Here is a 14,297-nt window from a genome sequence, read left to right as displayed (position 1 = left end):
AAAATGGAGAATACAGATTTTTTATATAGAATTAAAGAATTAGAAGCAGCAGCAAAGAAATTGTTTTTAGAATATTCAATCATTGAAGGAAAAATGGCTAATGAATTTATTCAAAATACATTTAATAAATTTAATCCTTTTAAAGTAGTAGGTCATTTATCAATAGGTAGCGATATTTCGGAAAAATTATCAACTGATGAATATGAGTTTACATTTTCTGAAAAATATCTTTCAGGTGCTGTGTATATTTTTTTTGAACAAGATTATTACAATAAAAATCAAATATTTGTTTTAAAAGAAGGAAAGCTTCTTTCTAAATTAATTCAAGAATGTTATGCAATGGAGTACTTTATAACGAATGATAAGAATAATTATTTTATCTCTGTTAATTGGTATGTTATAGAATTATTAGGAGTAGGATCTGGACCAGCAGGGTACTAGAAGTTAGTGATAGAGTAAAGTCTGTCGGTCAATTTAAAAATTATTTTCCTAAGCAAGAAGGAATTGAATTTATATTTGATACTGAAAATAATATTTTTTTAGTTGGAAAAGTGAAACCTCCAAGATTTATGTCTCCACACGAAAGCTTGGTTAATTTAATTGCACCAGGAGAGATCGGAAAGAGTAGATATGTTGGGGGAATGTTTCAGAGGGATGGAAATAACATATTAACAACTGAACACTCTGGTCATTATGGTCATAATTGGACGGATCAAAATAGAGTACAATTCAAAGAGTTTATGAAAAAAAGACTGGACTGACAGTTAAACATGAAAATTGGTAAATTAATGATATGCAGGATTTTAAAAAAGTTATTGAAGAACTTAAGACTAAAGATGATTTTATTATTTTCGTCGAATTATTAATTAAAGATTTAAAAAATAATTCGCAAGAATGGTCTAATAATACTCTGAATGAATATCTAGAGGGTATAGCGAGCTGGACGGAAGATATGGAAGGATATTACATAAATAATAACATTCCAGTACCTGAAGATATAAATTGGAAGGTATTTGCTAATATTTTAATTGCAGCAAAAATGTATGAATAATCTATAGAAAAGAAACCGCCGCTCTCGCACGATTGCATCGTGTGGATAATAACAAAAGCTCTCGCCAATTGGCGAGAGCTTTTGTTATATGGGTTCGAAATGAAAGTTAAAATAAAGTGAGTAGGCAAGAATAAAGGAGAAAGTATTATCATCAATATGTAAAAATTAAAAGAGATAATGATTCTTATTTATACTTAGATTTGAAATATGATTATTTTATTAGAAAAAGGATCATATTTTTATTTAAATGCTCTTCCCTGAAATAATAGATTCTGAAACATACTGGATACACCCGATCATCTAGGAAGTTCTTCTGTTCTTACAAACAGTAGATCTAAAATTACAAACTGGTATGAGTATATGCCTTTTGGGGAACCTTTAATGGAGCTGTCTAACAGAGAATATGACAATCCATACAAATTCAATGGTAAAGAACTGGATTCTCAAACCGGGTTGTATTATTATGGCGCCAGATATTATGATCCTCAGAGAAGTTTTTGGCTGTCAGTAGATCCATTGGTAGAAATCACCATGTCTCCGTATGCTTATACATGGAATGATCCTGTTAATTATGCCGATCCTTCCGGTATGCTTGGAGAAAGGATTGGAGATCCGGGAGGTCCTAATATTCATAAAATATACGGACCTAAAGGCGGTACATTAATTGAAGGGGTTGTAATAACTGTAATTAAGCCTATTCCTGATAGACGTAATATGCTGTCTGGTATTATGTCTGGTATGCAAACAACTTTAAAGGATGCCGTAACTTTTAAAGGAATTAGAGATATGATTGGTACAGGAATAAACTCAGTTAGAAGTCTTGTTGATCCATCAGTAAAAAATAGTGATGTTTGGCAGCCTCAAACGTTATGCATTACAGGAGATTGTTCTAAATTTGATCCAATAGAAGAAGCTGGTCCTGGAATGGATATGGCATTTGATACTTTTAATAGCCTTCGAAATGGCGATTATCATCATGCCGGTGAGAATATTGGGACAGGGATTGTAATGTTGGGAATGTTGTTTTTTCCTGAAGGAGAAGCCGGAGAAGCTGGAGCAGTACGAACGGGGAATGGATTTAAAGCTCTTTCTAGGAGGCAAATGGCTAGTGTTAGTGGCGCTAATCTTGTAGAGATAGGTACAATTGAAGATGATGTAATGATATTTTCATCAAAAATTGGAACAGAAACTGTTGAAGGAGTAACAAATTTTTCTGTTAAAGATGGTAAACTACACTTAAATCAATTACATTTACAAGGGTCTTCAGCTGGAATGGTTGGTAGACAAGCTCTATGGAATATTGCTAAGGATTTAGGAAAGCAATTCAATGTAGAAGAAGTAGTTATTCAAGGAGGAAAAAGAACCACAGGGAAATATAAAGGGCAAGTTCCATCACCGAGAATAATTAAAGTCGATTAAATATATGATAAAAATAGTATTAAATAGTTGGAGAGAAGGACTTGAAAAAGTATCTCTAACAAAACTTCAAATTGATATACTTGGAAAATCTTTAAAAGAAGCTAAAATTAATGTAGATTCTCTTTTAGAAGATAAAAAAGTGATTATTGAAATCAATAATTTAGATTTGGCAAATGAATTTTTGAGAGAAGCTGAAAAAATTGGAGTAAATTGTCAGTTGCTTGTAGATCAAGAATGATCGTAATTTGTAAAAGTTTTACAGATCGCCCTCCTAATCAATATCAACCACCTCATTATCATGGAAAAAATGGTGAACATTTTTCTTATAAAAGAGGTAAAGTTCGTTCTACAAATAAATATAAATAATTTAATAGGTATGAGAATCTACAAGGATATAGATAACATGTTTTTGGCTAAAATATTTGAAGATGATTTACTTTTAAAATATACCAGTACTTGGTGTTTTTATAACAAAAGAGAGATGATAGACTTAGAAAAAAAGTTTAATGAAGATAACAAAATCTATTCTTTTTTATGGGCATATTCGGATGAAGGAATCTTAAAAAAAATAGATGAATGGAAAAGAGCATTAAAGAGAAATAGTATTTTAGTTCCTTCAAAATCTGTTGTACATGAAATAGATGTAATACTTGAAAACAGAAAGATATATTTAGATATCATGGAATCTGAAATCACGGACAATACTATGATATTAAGAAATGAAAATCTGACTCAGCTTATTGTAAATAACGAACTGTCATTATCTTCAATAGAGTTAAATTTTATAGATATTCAAAAATATGAATTAAGACTTACAGAATATATTAAACTTCTTGATATAGAAAATGTTGAAACCATAATTCTTAATGGCTATCATCACAATGGCGATCTAATAAAAATATTTTTACATTTAAATACAAAAGAAATTTTTCCTAATTATGAAAATTTAAGGTTAAAAGTATTTGAAAATACTTTTATATATCTTCCTTTTAAATGGGGTAGTAGGTAACTTGGGGGTCTCCCCCGCACGATTACATCGTGTGGATAACCACAAAAAACCACCGCAATTGAGGTGGGTTTTTATTATATAGGTTCTAGATGAAAGTTAAAAATATAGTCAAGAATAAAGTATTATCATCAATATATAAAAATTAAAAGAGATAATGATTCTTTTTTATACTTAGATTTGAAATATGATCCTTTTTCTAATAAAATAATCATATTTTTATTTAAATGCTCTTCCCTGAAATAATAGATTCTGAAACATACTGGATACACCCGATCATCTAGGAAGTTCTTCTGTTCTTAGCAATAGTACATCTAAAATTACAAATTAGTACGAGCATATGCCTTTTGGAGATGACAATCCATACAAATTCAATGGTAAAGAACTGGATTCTCAAACAGGCTTGTATTATTATGGGGCAAGATATTATGATCCTCAGAGAAGTTTCTGGTTATCTGTTGATCCTTTAGTAGAAATCACCATGTCACCTTATGCTTATACTTGGAACGACCCTGTTAATTATACAGATCCCACAGGAAGGATTGGTGATCCAGGTGGAACTAATCCTGATAGCATCTGGCATAAACTTACATGGTCAAAAGCGCATAGAAATGCTGAGCGTTATGCCAATACTATGCGTTATGGAAGCAATGATGTAAGCATGTATAAGCATAATTATGGTGATTGGTCAAGGAAATTTAACAGATGGAGTTTTTACAGTTTCTAAAGAAGCTATGTTAAAGCATAAAGTTGATTTAGGAATAGGTGGAAAGAGTATTTTCTATTCAACAATAAATGCAGATGAAGCTGTACTAAAAGCAGCACAGTATGCTGAAAAAAATAATCTCTGGATATATAATGGAGGTACTAAAGCTAAAGTTCCTATATTAAATACTAATATTGGAACATTAGGTAATGGACAACCAACAAATTTTATAAATGTTTATAAAAATGCAAAGAACGTAATACACGGAGCACCAGGAACTCCGATAAAATAATATTGATTTATGAATATAACAACCTTTATTAAAAAAGCAGTAAACTTAGAAGTAAATTGGAAGTATTGTGACTTTTATGATATTATTGGAGAGCTTACTAAATTCTTTAATATTAACTATGAGTCTGAAGTAGAAAAAATTGCTGTGGTTGAAATTGAAAATAAAATTGTTGGGTATATATATGCTAATTATCCAATATTTTTCATAGAGGATAAATTTTTGTTTCAAATAAAAACAATTTTACATAAGTATGATTATATACAATACATAAACGTTGATTCTTTTGAGCATGAATATCTATCTATGGATAAAGAATTATATGATAAATATTTTAATTGTATGGATGATTTAAATAATTTTTCAGTATTAGATTTTTACTTTTATAATATCACTTAAGTAATTGATGTATACATTTTAAGAGTAAGCTATTTTTACGAAAATAATTATCTTAATATGATAATTGGTGTTGTATTTAAAGGTGGGGTCACGGATAACAGTACTTGATGATATTACTCAAAATAATCCGGATAATTGTATGGATGGTCAGATCCTTCCTGAAATAATGGATTCGGAAACCTATTGGATACATCCCGATCATTTAGGAAGTTCTTCTGTTCTTAGCAATAGTGCATCTAAAATTACGAATTGGTATGAATATATGCCTTTTGGAGAACCTTTAATGGAACTGTCTACTAGAGCATATGACAATCCATACAAATTCAATGGTAAAGAATTGGATTCCCAAACAGGATTGTATTACTATGGGGCAAGATATTACGATCCTCAGAGAAGTTTTTGGTTGTCTATCGATCCACTTGTGGAAATTACGATGTCACCCTACGCTTATACCTGGAATGATCCTGTTAATTATACAGATCCTACAGGAATGATAGGAGAACGGATTGGTGATCCTGGAGGTCCAAATATTAATAAAATATATGATGGGGGTACTATAGAAGAAGTAATTATCAGAGGTATAAGAAATAAACCAGGAATGCTAAATTTATCTTATAGAGGTAATAGTGGAGGTTGGAACGCTTCAAGCGTGTATACAAATTCTACCAGATTTAATATATCATTATTTGGTTTAGTTGATTTAAGTAAAAATTTCACATTCAACTATCCTGTTACTGGAGCTAGAGTACAAATAGGTTTTGATGATTTTTATTTTAAAGATCGGGCAACCGCTTGGGCATATATTAAAGCTATTAATAACTTAGATGACATAAATAATAATGTAGCCCATCATGCTACATTTGATAAATCAGTTACAATAGGAAGTAAAACCTATGATACTTCTGAAAGACCAAGAGATTTTGATTATGGAGATATAAATGGTCAGGCATTATCCGAATTAGGGTGCAATTGTGGAGCAGTAATGATGGGAGCAATGGGAGCAGGGATTAGAACAGAACTTCCAAGAGGTCAACGTTTATCAATGTTCAAAAGTAAGTTGTCTCGAGCTCCAAATCCAACTACCCCACAGGGTGCTTTAAAGTTGATTAACAAAACATTAGATGGTATTGAATTGAATCATGCAGGTGCAAATGATAGAATGTTCGGAATACTGGATAATAAATATGTTACATATCATAGTAGTGGTAATGTGACAGCCCTGACCAAAAGTCATCGAATTGAAATTAAAGCTAACGGAATGTTTAAAATTTTTGATAGAAGAACAGGAAATTTATTTTTTAAAAAATAATATGAAAAATATTAAAATACTTTTTGAATATACACGAGATTTATTAAATCGGGAATCTATAAAATACGAATTTCGGCAATTTGCTTCTGGAGCAATAATGTTAGATATTTGGTATAAAGAAAAATTCTATGTCATTCAATTTGAAAATTTTATTGGTATTTCAGAAATATCTGATGAAAATGTCGGTTTTGATACCAACCCTGATGAAAAGTTTTTTGATGAATCTCAATATAAAGAAAAGTTAGATAATATAACCAGTTGAAAGATAGTAAAAGGATTCTCCTCTCGCACGATTATATCATATGGATAACAACAAGATCCCTCGTCAATTGGCGAGGGGGGTTATACTATATGATGTAGCGAAGTGATAATTGAAAAATAATGAATAACATTTAATTTATTTCTATCTACTGAATTAGTGAATTTTATGATGAGTTTGTATTTATCGATAAATGAAATTTAACTGTCTGATTCAATATGTTTTTATGTGGGTATAGCGTTGTGGTAAAGGAGAAAGTATTATCATCAATATATAAAAATTAAAACATATAATGATTCTTTATTCATACTTAGATTTGAAATATGATCCTTTTTCTAATAAAATAATCATATTTTTATTTAAATACTCCTCACTGAAATAATAGATTCTGTAACCTACTGGATACATTCGATCATTTAGGTAATTAGTTTATCTAAAGTTACTAATTTGTATGAATATGCCTTTTGGAGAGCGTTTAATGGAATTGTTTACTAGAGCATATGACAATCCATACAAATTCAATGGTAAAGAATTCGATTCCCAAACCGGGTTGTATTATTATGGGGCAAGATATTATGATCCTCAAAGAAGTTTTTGGCTGTCTGTTGATCCTTTAGTAGAAATTACCATGTCTCCCTATGCTTACACTTGGAATGATCCGGTTAATTATTCAGATCCTACAGGAATGATTGGGGAAAGGATTGGTGATCCTGGAGGACCTAATATTCATAAAATATACGGGGCTAAAGGGGTACATTAATTGAGGGGGTTGTAATAACAGTAACAAGACCTATCAAAAGTAATATAATGTCCGGTATTATATCTGGCATAACAACATCGGCAAAAAATGTTATGAACGATGCTATAACTGCTCAAGGATTTAGGGATATAATTGGTACCGGAATAAATTCAGTTAGAAGTCTAGTTGATCCATCGGCAAAAAGTGATAATATCTGGCAACCTCAAACATTATGTATTACAGGTGATTTCAGGCGTTTGATGCATCGACATGTACTGGATTACAGTGGTTTGATAATAATTCTAAAGGATTATCATATTTTAAGCTAGATAAAGAATATAATGATATTCTAGCTTTTGTAAACTTACCTTCTTTGTGAAATTTTCTCCAATTGATTATACTTTTTTTACAGATCCCCAATTCTTCGGCTACCGAGGATACATTACTTCGCTGCTCACTTAAAGATGCTGCTTGGATCTTAAACTCTAAACTGTAATTTTTTCTGATCTTTTCTTAAAGATAGAATATAAGAATCGTGTCCTAAATAAGGTAACAACTCCAAGTCAGTACGAACATGAAAATGGCTCAACCAGATATATACCTGATATAGCTGTCTGGCCATTTGCCTATTAATTTAAGAGTCTCTTTTTAAAATCCTTTGGTGTTTGCCCGACTTCTTTTTTAAATAATTTGGAGAAGTACGACATATTTTCAAATCCCAGTGAATAAGCAATTTCAGATACATTTTCGGATGATTCCCTTAACCTATTTTTTGCTACTGTTATGAGCGCAATATGAATCAGTTCCTGCGCTGTTTTCCCGGTCTCGATCTTAAGGGCATTACTTAGATAACGGGGAGACATATGTAGTTCAGATGCCATATAGCTAACGGATGGAAGCCCTTGTTCAAAAGCTTTTTCATCCTTTAAATAATTACCAAGCAATTTATTAAAGGCAGTCACTGTTTTTCCTGACAAATCCTTGCGGTTGATAAACTGCCGTTTATAAAAACGTTCAGCATATCTCAATAAAGAGGTGATATTAACCAGAATAATATCCTTACTGAATTCATCCTGGTTATTGCCATATTCTGAATCTATGGAATCAAATAAACGAGCAACGGTTTTTTCTTCCTTTGGCGAAAGGTGTAAAGCCTCATCTGCTTCATAATCAAAGAAGGAATATTTTTGGATTTCCTTTTGCAGCACGTCACCCAGTAAAAAATCTTCATGAAACAGAAGTATGTAACCTCCTTCCTCCAATTCCAGATTGGTGATTTCGATTACCTGACGGGGCTTCCAGAATACCATAGATCCTTTTTCATGGTCAAACTGTGTGCGCCCGTATAGCCAGTGGCCCGCCTTAATATTTTTTAATCCGATCAGATAAAAATCACAGGTAAATTCAGCGAAGTTTAAAACCAGACCGGGGGTGATCCGAAGCAGGCTCAGCATCGGATGTTCGGGAGCAGCTAAACCATTTTCCCGATGCATTTCGCTTAATGATTTAAAATGTTTCATCGTTTTTGCTATTAAAAGTAATCATTTTTAATAAAGAAACCATTGGTTCAATCCTGCAATCTTTTCCTGCGTATATGGCGGGATCAAATGTTCTATGGATTTTCCTGAAGGGCCATGTAATATCGACTTGGCATGTGTTAATGATTCAAAGCCTGACTTGCCATAATAATTACCAATCCCGGAACTTCCAACGCCTCCAAAGGGCATAGACAAAATATAGAGATGAATGTTTACCTGGTTAACCGCGCCGCCACCGAAAGAGAGTGTATGTAGCAGAAAATCAATATTAGCCTGATTACTGCTAAAAATGAATGCTGCCAATGGCTTTGGTCGTTTTTTGATGTTGGCTACGACTTCACTCGTTTCTTTATAGGTTAATATGGGTAAAACAGGCCCAAATACTTCATCCTCCATAATCTTATCGTTCCAGCTTACAGGATATACGATAGTCGGTGCAAAGTAGTGGGCGTCTTCGTCATAATCTCCACCGGCTATTACTTTTGCCGGGTCAATCAAATCAACCATTCGCCGTACTTCTTTTGCGTTGATGATTCTGGAATAATCAGGGCTGTTTTTGGGGTTGTCGCCATACATTTCCCTTAAAGCTTTTTTTGCTTCCTGTGTAAATGCCTCCGCTATGGATTCGTGTACATAAGCATACCCCGGTGATGTACACCATTGGCCGCCCCAGGCCGTTGCCCCCCAAACTGCCTTACGGGCTGCGTCCGCAATATCAGCTGTCTGATCCACGATGAGCGGGTTTTGTCCGCCGAGTTCCAATAGTACAGGCGTTAAATTTTCAGCTGCTGCGCGTGCCACTATTTTACCAACCCCGGTACTGCCGGTAAAGAAGATAAAATCAAACGGAAGCTTTAACAGCTCGGTTATCGCTTCGCGGCCGCCGGCAACAACAGCAACGGATTCCTCTTCAAAATAGGAAGGTATCAGTGATTGCAACAACCCGCCGCTTTCAGGCAATGCATTGGATGTTGTTAAGATTACAGGATTACCCGCTGCAATAGCTGTGATGGCCGGATGCAGCAATAATAACAATGGGCCATTGAACGGTCCCAGTATCAGGGTAACGCCATAAGGTTCACGGTAAACCATGCCCTTGTGGCCGGTATCAGCAAGGAATTTTGGTACAGGAGCTTCAGCAGGCTGCATCCACTCCTGCAATTGTGATTTGGTGTATTCGGCAATGCCTACAACGGCATCCGTTTCAAAGACCTGTTCAGCAAAGGAGCTTTTGAAATCCTTGCCCACGGCATCTCGTAGGGCTTGTACATTTTCGAGCAACATGCGTTGCATGCGATTCAGTTGATCGATGCGCCATTCATAAGACTTGGTGGCATCGGTATTAAAATAAGCTTTTTGCTTATCGAATATGGTTTGATACTTGTTCATTGCAATAAGTTTTAAAATAGTTTTATAAGATAATCAGGCATTGAATTGTCTTAGATGATAATCCACATGGATCTGCGCCAGTTTACCCCATTGCTTGCGGGTAAGTTTTCCAAACAGCGGATGCGGTCCCCAGTCTTCTGTAGGTGTCTGCCATGCCTTTTCCAATATTTCCTGCAAAAGTTTTTTCTCTTGGTCAAAATCGAATTGTTGGTCATGCGGAATAATGAAATTCAGTGGCATACGCAATCCCTTTGGTTGTTCAGGAAAGAAATCTACCAGTATCCATTTAAACAGCGTCCGGCTCAACCCGTAGCTTTCATCAAAGAGCTTGAAATAGCCCAGTGCCCCGCCAAGGGACAAAGAGAGATGGTGCAGCATCTGAGCAACACTCATCGTTCCCCAAACCCGTTTGGAGTTAGAGGTGAGACTTTGTACCCTTGCCCTGAACTCAGCCTGTTTTTGTGGGGTGTAAAACAGCATCCCATCTACCTGTGGTGTGATGATGGCCCTGGGAATATATTTGATGATCGCAATGAAGGAATACCACAATTCCTTGTTTAGGATAGCGCGTTTCATGGCTGTATGTTTTAATCATCGATTTCGGTTGGTGTAAACTTTCCGGCCAAGGCCTCAATTTCTTCACTCATTTTATCGCGGTTAGTCCGGTAGGTCTGCAGTGAATCCAGGCCAACAGGCAGATGGACGGGCGGGTTTTCTACAGCCGCAAGTTCCACTACGACTTTCGCAAGTTTGGACGGATCGCCGGGTTGGTTACCGTGTAAGGCATCAGGAGCATTTCTCATTTGCCCAACCGTGGTGGTGTTATAATCTGAGATAGCGGTAGCTGCCAGGGAATAAGACTGTGCATTTAAAAACTGTGTGCGGAACAATCCCGGGGCAAGCGCCGTAACTTTAATGTTGAATGGAGAAAGCTCCAGGGCAAGGCCTTCAGAAATGCCTTCAACAGCATACTTGGTAGAGCCATATAAAGCCCAGGCAGGTAAGGCTCCATAACCAAAAAGCGAGGAAATATTAATGATATGGCCGGCTTTCTTTTCGCGCAGATGAGGTAAGGTCGCACGTACGACATTCAGCAAGCCAAAGACATTGGTATCGTATTGTCTCCTTACTTCGTCATCAGAGGCTTCCTCTATGGCAGCTACAATACCAAATCCCGCGTTGTTAACTACAACATCAAGTGTTCCAAACCGGCTTATGCCGTCTGCCACAGCCTGCTTTACTGCTGCTTCATTGACCACATCCATCGTAACGACCAGTAAATTTTCCGGATTGCCCAAATCATCCTGCAGGGCAGTCGCATTATTACGCACAGTAGCGATTACGTTATCGCCGGAGGCAAGTACAGCTTTTACGATTTCAAGGCCAAATCCTTTGCTGGCGCCTGTTACAAACCAAACTTTCTGTTTCATGATCTTAAATTTTAATGATTGTTTTAAATTATTTTTTTGTAATACCCTGTTGCTAAATGTTATTGGATATTTGATAAATCAAAGGTACAACGGATGTGGAGGGAGGTGCTAACCCGAATTTCAGAATTACTAACACTTATTTACCTGCCTGTATTTATCATGTTTGCTCTCACCAAACTTGCGCTACAAACACCAAACCCAAGCCCATTTAGGCTTACAGTAAATGAACCGATGGTTATACGAACAAGGCTTTGTTGCGGGTAAAGAAATCAGCAAGCGTTGTTGGCTTATTACCGGTAATGGTTTCGATCAGATCATTTGTCCCTGAAAAGATGCCATTGACACAATCTTCGGACACATGGGTAACATGCTGGACAAAATGTTCGCTTGCAGCTCTTTTTGAATTGATCTCAAAAAATTGGCCAATGGTTACAGGTTCATACTTTACTGTCCTGCCCAGTACATTTGAAATGATTTCGCTCATTTCAAAGACATTATATTCTTCCGGGCCATAGAGTTTAAGTACCTGTTCTTTATAGTCATCAATATTGGTTGCAACCCTTGCGACTACGCGGCCCAGGTCTGCAGAATCAACAGGGGCCCAGCGGCCATTTTCAAATGGCAATACAATGGAACTATTGGTGTGAATGCCATCCCGGATATAAAGAAACCAGTCATCGAAGAAAGTCGGTCTTAAATGGGTTACCGGTATGCCTGTATTATTCAGGATTTGTTCGCCTACCCAATGATCCTGGGCAGCATTACTTTTCGCTTCACGTCTTGCTGATATCTGCGACATGTTGACGATACCTTTCAACCCATTTTCCACAGCAGCCTGTGCGAAATAAGCAGTAGCCTGTAATACTCCCGGTACTAAGATGGGAAAACACAAATAGGCGGTATCGATGCTTTTCATAGCAGCGGAGATATCATTGAGGTTTAACAAGTCGCCAACTACGACTTCTACGCCTTTCCGCACAAGTTCTTGTGAACGTTCATCAATGCTGTGAACCATTGCCCTGACAGGATAACCCATTTTCAAAAGTTCGTCTATGGCAGCACCGCCGCTCTTGCCTGTGGCACCGGTAATTAATACTTTAGTCTGCTTTTCCATTTTGAAATATTTTAATTATTGGACTTCAAATTGTTTAAGCAAAGATAGATTAGATACACTCGGTCGGTCTAACACAAATTTCAGATTTACTATCACTTTTTTACCGGTGGTTGTATGACTTAAATGATAAAAGAAGAGCGAGATACTTTATCACCCAGGCATTTGCTTAGCGGTGATGATTTTAGTGCTGAAACAGCAGCAAATTATGGTTGGATAAATCGTGCATTTCCGGACTACGAACTGGATACTTTTGCTGAAAATTTAGCAAATAGAATTGCTTCATTTGATAAAAATATCATTACAACCATTACATCTGTTATAAACGAAAGAGTAGTAATTCCTAAAAATGAAGATATTATGAAAACTCAAACCCTATTTTTCGAAGCATTGGGAAAACCGGAAGCTGAAGACAGGATAAAGAATTTAATGGCGAAAGGTGTACAGACTTATGGCGATGTTGAACTCAATCTTGCTAAATATCTTTAAGATATATCTAAAAGTAACCAAATAAAAAGCTGTATGTAAGTCTTACATACAGCTTTTTATTTGGTTATTTTAACGATTAAATTTGTGGAGCTTCAGACCAATCAACGGGTACTTGGAGCGTGTAAAATATTTTTTAATTTTCATCATTTGAAATCCGCACAAGGACTTTCCCTTTAACCTTATGAAACTCCAACGCATCATGTGCTTCCTTGATCTTATCAAAAAGAACAGTGAGTCCAATAGTAGGATTATATTTTCCTTCATTAATACAACGAGTGATATTTTCAATCGCTTTCTTTTTAGATTCTTCAGGCATTGTATAAACATATACAAACCGGAACGCAATATTATCTTTCATAGAATTTAATATTGGCAGGGCTAAACTTTCACCAGGATTTTTTGCAGAATATGTACTTATTACTCCACCAGTTGCTATGCTTGCAAGATTAATATTTAAATTGGAGCTCAGGTCAACTTCGATAATTCTGTCTACGCCCTGACCATTTGTTGCTTTTTTAATTTCTGCAGCTACGTCTTGGTTGCTCATGTCGATGACCAGATCTGCTCCTTTTCCACGGACACGTATTTCATCTTCGGGATTTCGTATTGTAGCTGCAACCCATGCACCCGACCATTTGGCAAGCTGTATTGCAGCTTCACCAACGACTCCTGCTCCTCCTTGAATTAATACCCTTCGCCCTGCGATATCCCCGTCTGCAAATAAACAATAATGGGCAGTCATCGCTGGTATTCCTAAACTTGCACCAGTCTCAAAAGAAACATTTTCAGGTAGTCGTATAGCCTGATTGGCAGGAATCACAATATACTCGGATGCTGTTCCATTTGCTCTGCCATATTGTGCTTCATATATCCAAACTCTTTCGCCTATCCTTACATGATCTATTCCTTCTCCTACAGCATCTATGATACCTGCACCATCCTGATGTGGTATAATTCTGTTAAAAAGCATAGGACCCCAAAAACCTGTTCTCGATTTTATATCAGAAGGATTTACCCCTGATACAATAATACGGACGCGAACTTCCCCTTGTCCGGGAACAGGGATCGGTAATTGATTTACCTGCAAAACATCGGCTGCTGTTCCCTGTTGTTCAAAATAGGCAGCACGCATCGTAATTTTATCTTTCATAATTTTTATTTTT

The 14,297-nt window shown here is 35.8% G+C and carries 21 protein-coding genes; 13 read left to right on the top strand and 8 right to left on the bottom strand.

What is annotated here, in order from left to right:
- The first annotated feature begins 3 nt into the window (after positions 1-3).
- The 12 genes from ABD745_RS12995 (at position 4) to ABD745_RS12945 (ending at position 7,198) form a co-directional block, all read left to right on the top strand.
- The gene (locus ABD745_RS12995; protein WP_344830503.1) at positions 4-441 is read left to right on the top strand and encodes a hypothetical protein; all 438 of its coding nucleotides are present in this window, start codon (positions 4-6) and stop codon (positions 439-441) included.
- Complete coding sequence (locus ABD745_RS21580; RefSeq protein ID WP_425549796.1) at positions 390-761, top strand: polymorphic toxin type 43 domain-containing protein; 372 nt, start codon at positions 390-392, stop codon at positions 759-761. Before ABD745_RS12995 ends, ABD745_RS21580 begins: the two co-directional genes overlap by 52 nt.
- 32 nt (positions 762-793) lie before the next feature.
- Entirely contained in the window at positions 794-1,051 is a 258-nt protein-coding gene (locus ABD745_RS12990; RefSeq protein ID WP_344830501.1) for a DUF7660 family protein, read from the top strand.
- A 360-nt stretch (positions 1,052-1,411) separates the two neighbouring features.
- Positions 1,412-2,470 carry an RHS repeat-associated core domain-containing protein gene (locus ABD745_RS12985; protein ID WP_344830498.1) on the top strand — a complete coding sequence of 353 codons (1,059 nt, stop codon included), beginning with the start codon at positions 1,412-1,414 and terminating at the stop codon, positions 2,468-2,470.
- A 4-nt stretch (positions 2,471-2,474) separates the two neighbouring features.
- Positions 2,475-2,708, top strand: coding sequence for a hypothetical protein (locus ABD745_RS12980; protein WP_344830495.1), 234 nt, complete (start codon positions 2,475-2,477; stop codon positions 2,706-2,708).
- A 60-nt stretch (positions 2,709-2,768) separates the two neighbouring features.
- Complete coding sequence (locus ABD745_RS12975) at positions 2,769-3,479, top strand: hypothetical protein (RefSeq protein WP_344830493.1); 711 nt, start codon at positions 2,769-2,771, stop codon at positions 3,477-3,479.
- Between the two features lie 337 nt (positions 3,480-3,816).
- On the top strand, positions 3,817-4,203 hold the full coding sequence (locus tag ABD745_RS12970) for an RHS repeat-associated core domain-containing protein (protein ID WP_344830490.1): 387 nt from the start codon (positions 3,817-3,819) through the stop codon (positions 4,201-4,203).
- 7 nt (positions 4,204-4,210) lie between these two features.
- The gene (locus ABD745_RS12965) at positions 4,211-4,474 is read left to right on the top strand and encodes a hypothetical protein (RefSeq protein ID WP_344830487.1); all 264 of its coding nucleotides are present in this window, start codon (positions 4,211-4,213) and stop codon (positions 4,472-4,474) included.
- Positions 4,475-4,483: 9 nt separating this feature from the next.
- Positions 4,484-4,870, top strand: a complete 387-nt coding sequence (locus ABD745_RS12960) for a hypothetical protein (RefSeq protein ID WP_344830484.1) — start codon at positions 4,484-4,486, stop codon at positions 4,868-4,870.
- Positions 4,871-4,952: 82 nt separating this feature from the next.
- A complete protein-coding gene (locus ABD745_RS12955) occupies positions 4,953-6,179 on the top strand; it encodes an RHS repeat-associated core domain-containing protein (RefSeq protein ID WP_344830479.1) in 1,227 nt (408 codons plus the stop codon).
- Between the two features lies 1 nt (position 6,180).
- Positions 6,181-6,441, top strand: a complete 261-nt coding sequence (locus ABD745_RS12950) for a hypothetical protein (RefSeq protein WP_344830476.1) — start codon at positions 6,181-6,183, stop codon at positions 6,439-6,441.
- A 448-nt stretch (positions 6,442-6,889) separates the two neighbouring features.
- A complete protein-coding gene (locus tag ABD745_RS12945) occupies positions 6,890-7,198 on the top strand; it encodes an RHS repeat-associated core domain-containing protein (RefSeq protein ID WP_344830471.1) in 309 nt (102 codons plus the stop codon).
- A gap of 228 nt (positions 7,199-7,426) precedes the next feature.
- Here the strand turns inward: ABD745_RS12945 and ABD745_RS21575 are convergent, their stop codons facing one another.
- The 7 genes from ABD745_RS21575 to ABD745_RS12915 all read right to left on the bottom strand — a co-directional run bounded on the left by ABD745_RS21575 (position 7,427) and on the right by ABD745_RS12915 (position 12,648).
- On the bottom strand, positions 7,427-7,654 hold the full coding sequence (locus ABD745_RS21575; RefSeq protein WP_425549804.1) for a helix-turn-helix domain-containing protein: 228 nt from the start codon (positions 7,652-7,654) through the stop codon (positions 7,427-7,429).
- Between the two features lies 1 nt (position 7,655).
- Positions 7,656-7,799 carry a hypothetical protein gene (locus ABD745_RS12940; RefSeq protein WP_344830468.1) on the bottom strand — a complete coding sequence of 48 codons (144 nt, stop codon included), beginning with the start codon at positions 7,797-7,799 and terminating at the stop codon, positions 7,656-7,658.
- A 7-nt stretch (positions 7,800-7,806) separates the two neighbouring features.
- Complete coding sequence (locus tag ABD745_RS12935; protein ID WP_344830462.1) at positions 7,807-8,697, bottom strand: helix-turn-helix domain-containing protein; 891 nt, start codon at positions 8,695-8,697, stop codon at positions 7,807-7,809.
- Positions 8,698-8,724: 27 nt separating this feature from the next.
- The gene (locus ABD745_RS12930; protein WP_344830458.1) at positions 8,725-10,104 is read right to left on the bottom strand and encodes an aldehyde dehydrogenase family protein; all 1,380 of its coding nucleotides are present in this window, start codon (positions 10,102-10,104) and stop codon (positions 8,725-8,727) included.
- A gap of 33 nt (positions 10,105-10,137) precedes the next feature.
- A complete protein-coding gene (locus ABD745_RS12925) occupies positions 10,138-10,680 on the bottom strand; it encodes a DUF1569 domain-containing protein (RefSeq protein WP_344830455.1) in 543 nt (180 codons plus the stop codon).
- A gap of 11 nt (positions 10,681-10,691) precedes the next feature.
- A complete protein-coding gene (locus ABD745_RS12920; RefSeq protein WP_344830452.1) occupies positions 10,692-11,534 on the bottom strand; it encodes an SDR family NAD(P)-dependent oxidoreductase in 843 nt (280 codons plus the stop codon).
- A 235-nt stretch (positions 11,535-11,769) separates the two neighbouring features.
- Complete coding sequence (locus tag ABD745_RS12915) at positions 11,770-12,648, bottom strand: NmrA family NAD(P)-binding protein (protein ID WP_344830450.1); 879 nt, start codon at positions 12,646-12,648, stop codon at positions 11,770-11,772.
- Positions 12,649-12,771: 123 nt separating this feature from the next.
- Here ABD745_RS12915 and ABD745_RS12910 point away from each other — a divergent pair, with 123 nt between their 5' ends.
- Complete coding sequence (locus ABD745_RS12910; protein ID WP_344830447.1) at positions 12,772-13,134, top strand: enoyl-CoA hydratase/isomerase family protein; 363 nt, start codon at positions 12,772-12,774, stop codon at positions 13,132-13,134.
- A 133-nt stretch (positions 13,135-13,267) separates the two neighbouring features.
- Here ABD745_RS12910 and ABD745_RS12905 read toward each other — a convergent pair whose 3' ends face one another.
- Positions 13,268-14,284 (bottom strand): NADPH:quinone reductase, encoded by a 1,017-nt coding sequence (locus ABD745_RS12905; RefSeq protein ID WP_344830444.1) that lies wholly within the window; start codon positions 14,282-14,284, stop codon positions 13,268-13,270.
- Positions 14,285-14,297: the final 13 nt, after the last annotated feature.

Origin of the sequence: Chryseobacterium ginsenosidimutans (assembly GCF_039536845.1) — a bacterium.
GTDB lineage: Bacteria > Bacteroidota > Bacteroidia > Flavobacteriales > Weeksellaceae > Chryseobacterium > Chryseobacterium ginsenosidimutans_B.
The sequence above is the reverse complement of the archived record's forward strand: the minus strand, read 5'-3'. Positions and strand labels throughout refer to the sequence as shown.

Bases quoted from the DNA above. Each gene is read 5' to 3' on its own strand.
- ABD745_RS12985 (WP_344830498.1), top strand. From the start codon at position 1,412: ATGCCTTTTGGGGAACCTTTAATGGAGCTGTCTAACAGAGAATATGAC.
- ABD745_RS12920 (WP_344830452.1), bottom strand. From the start codon at position 11,534: ATGAAACAGAAAGTTTGGTTTGTAACAGGCGCCAGCAAAGGATTTGGC.
- ABD745_RS12950 (WP_344830476.1), top strand. From the start codon at position 6,181: ATGAAAAATATTAAAATACTTTTTGAATATACACGAGATTTATTAAAT.
- ABD745_RS12980 (WP_344830495.1), top strand. From the start codon at position 2,475: ATGATAAAAATAGTATTAAATAGTTGGAGAGAAGGACTTGAAAAAGTA.
- ABD745_RS12935 (WP_344830462.1), bottom strand. From the start codon at position 8,697: ATGAAACATTTTAAATCATTAAGCGAAATGCATCGGGAAAATGGTTTA.
- ABD745_RS12975 (WP_344830493.1), top strand. From the start codon at position 2,769: ATGGAAAAAATGGTGAACATTTTTCTTATAAAAGAGGTAAAGTTCGTT.
- ABD745_RS12925 (WP_344830455.1), bottom strand. From the start codon at position 10,680: ATGAAACGCGCTATCCTAAACAAGGAATTGTGGTATTCCTTCATTGCG.
- ABD745_RS12965 (WP_344830487.1), top strand. From the start codon at position 4,211: ATGTTAAAGCATAAAGTTGATTTAGGAATAGGTGGAAAGAGTATTTTC.
- ABD745_RS12990 (WP_344830501.1), top strand. From the start codon at position 794: ATGCAGGATTTTAAAAAAGTTATTGAAGAACTTAAGACTAAAGATGAT.
- ABD745_RS12905 (WP_344830444.1), bottom strand. From the start codon at position 14,284: ATGAAAGATAAAATTACGATGCGTGCTGCCTATTTTGAACAACAGGGA.
- ABD745_RS12970 (WP_344830490.1), top strand. From the start codon at position 3,817: ATGCCTTTTGGAGATGACAATCCATACAAATTCAATGGTAAAGAACTG.
- ABD745_RS12915 (WP_344830450.1), bottom strand. From the start codon at position 12,648: ATGGAAAAGCAGACTAAAGTATTAATTACCGGTGCCACAGGCAAGAGC.
- ABD745_RS12930 (WP_344830458.1), bottom strand. From the start codon at position 10,104: ATGAACAAGTATCAAACCATATTCGATAAGCAAAAAGCTTATTTTAAT.
- ABD745_RS12945 (WP_344830471.1), top strand. From the start codon at position 6,890: ATGAATATGCCTTTTGGAGAGCGTTTAATGGAATTGTTTACTAGAGCA.
- ABD745_RS12940 (WP_344830468.1), bottom strand. From the start codon at position 7,799: ATGGCCAGACAGCTATATCAGGTATATATCTGGTTGAGCCATTTTCAT.
- ABD745_RS12960 (WP_344830484.1), top strand. From the start codon at position 4,484: ATGAATATAACAACCTTTATTAAAAAAGCAGTAAACTTAGAAGTAAAT.
- ABD745_RS12995 (WP_344830503.1), top strand. From the start codon at position 4: ATGGAGAATACAGATTTTTTATATAGAATTAAAGAATTAGAAGCAGCA.
- ABD745_RS12910 (WP_344830447.1), top strand. From the start codon at position 12,772: ATGATAAAAGAAGAGCGAGATACTTTATCACCCAGGCATTTGCTTAGC.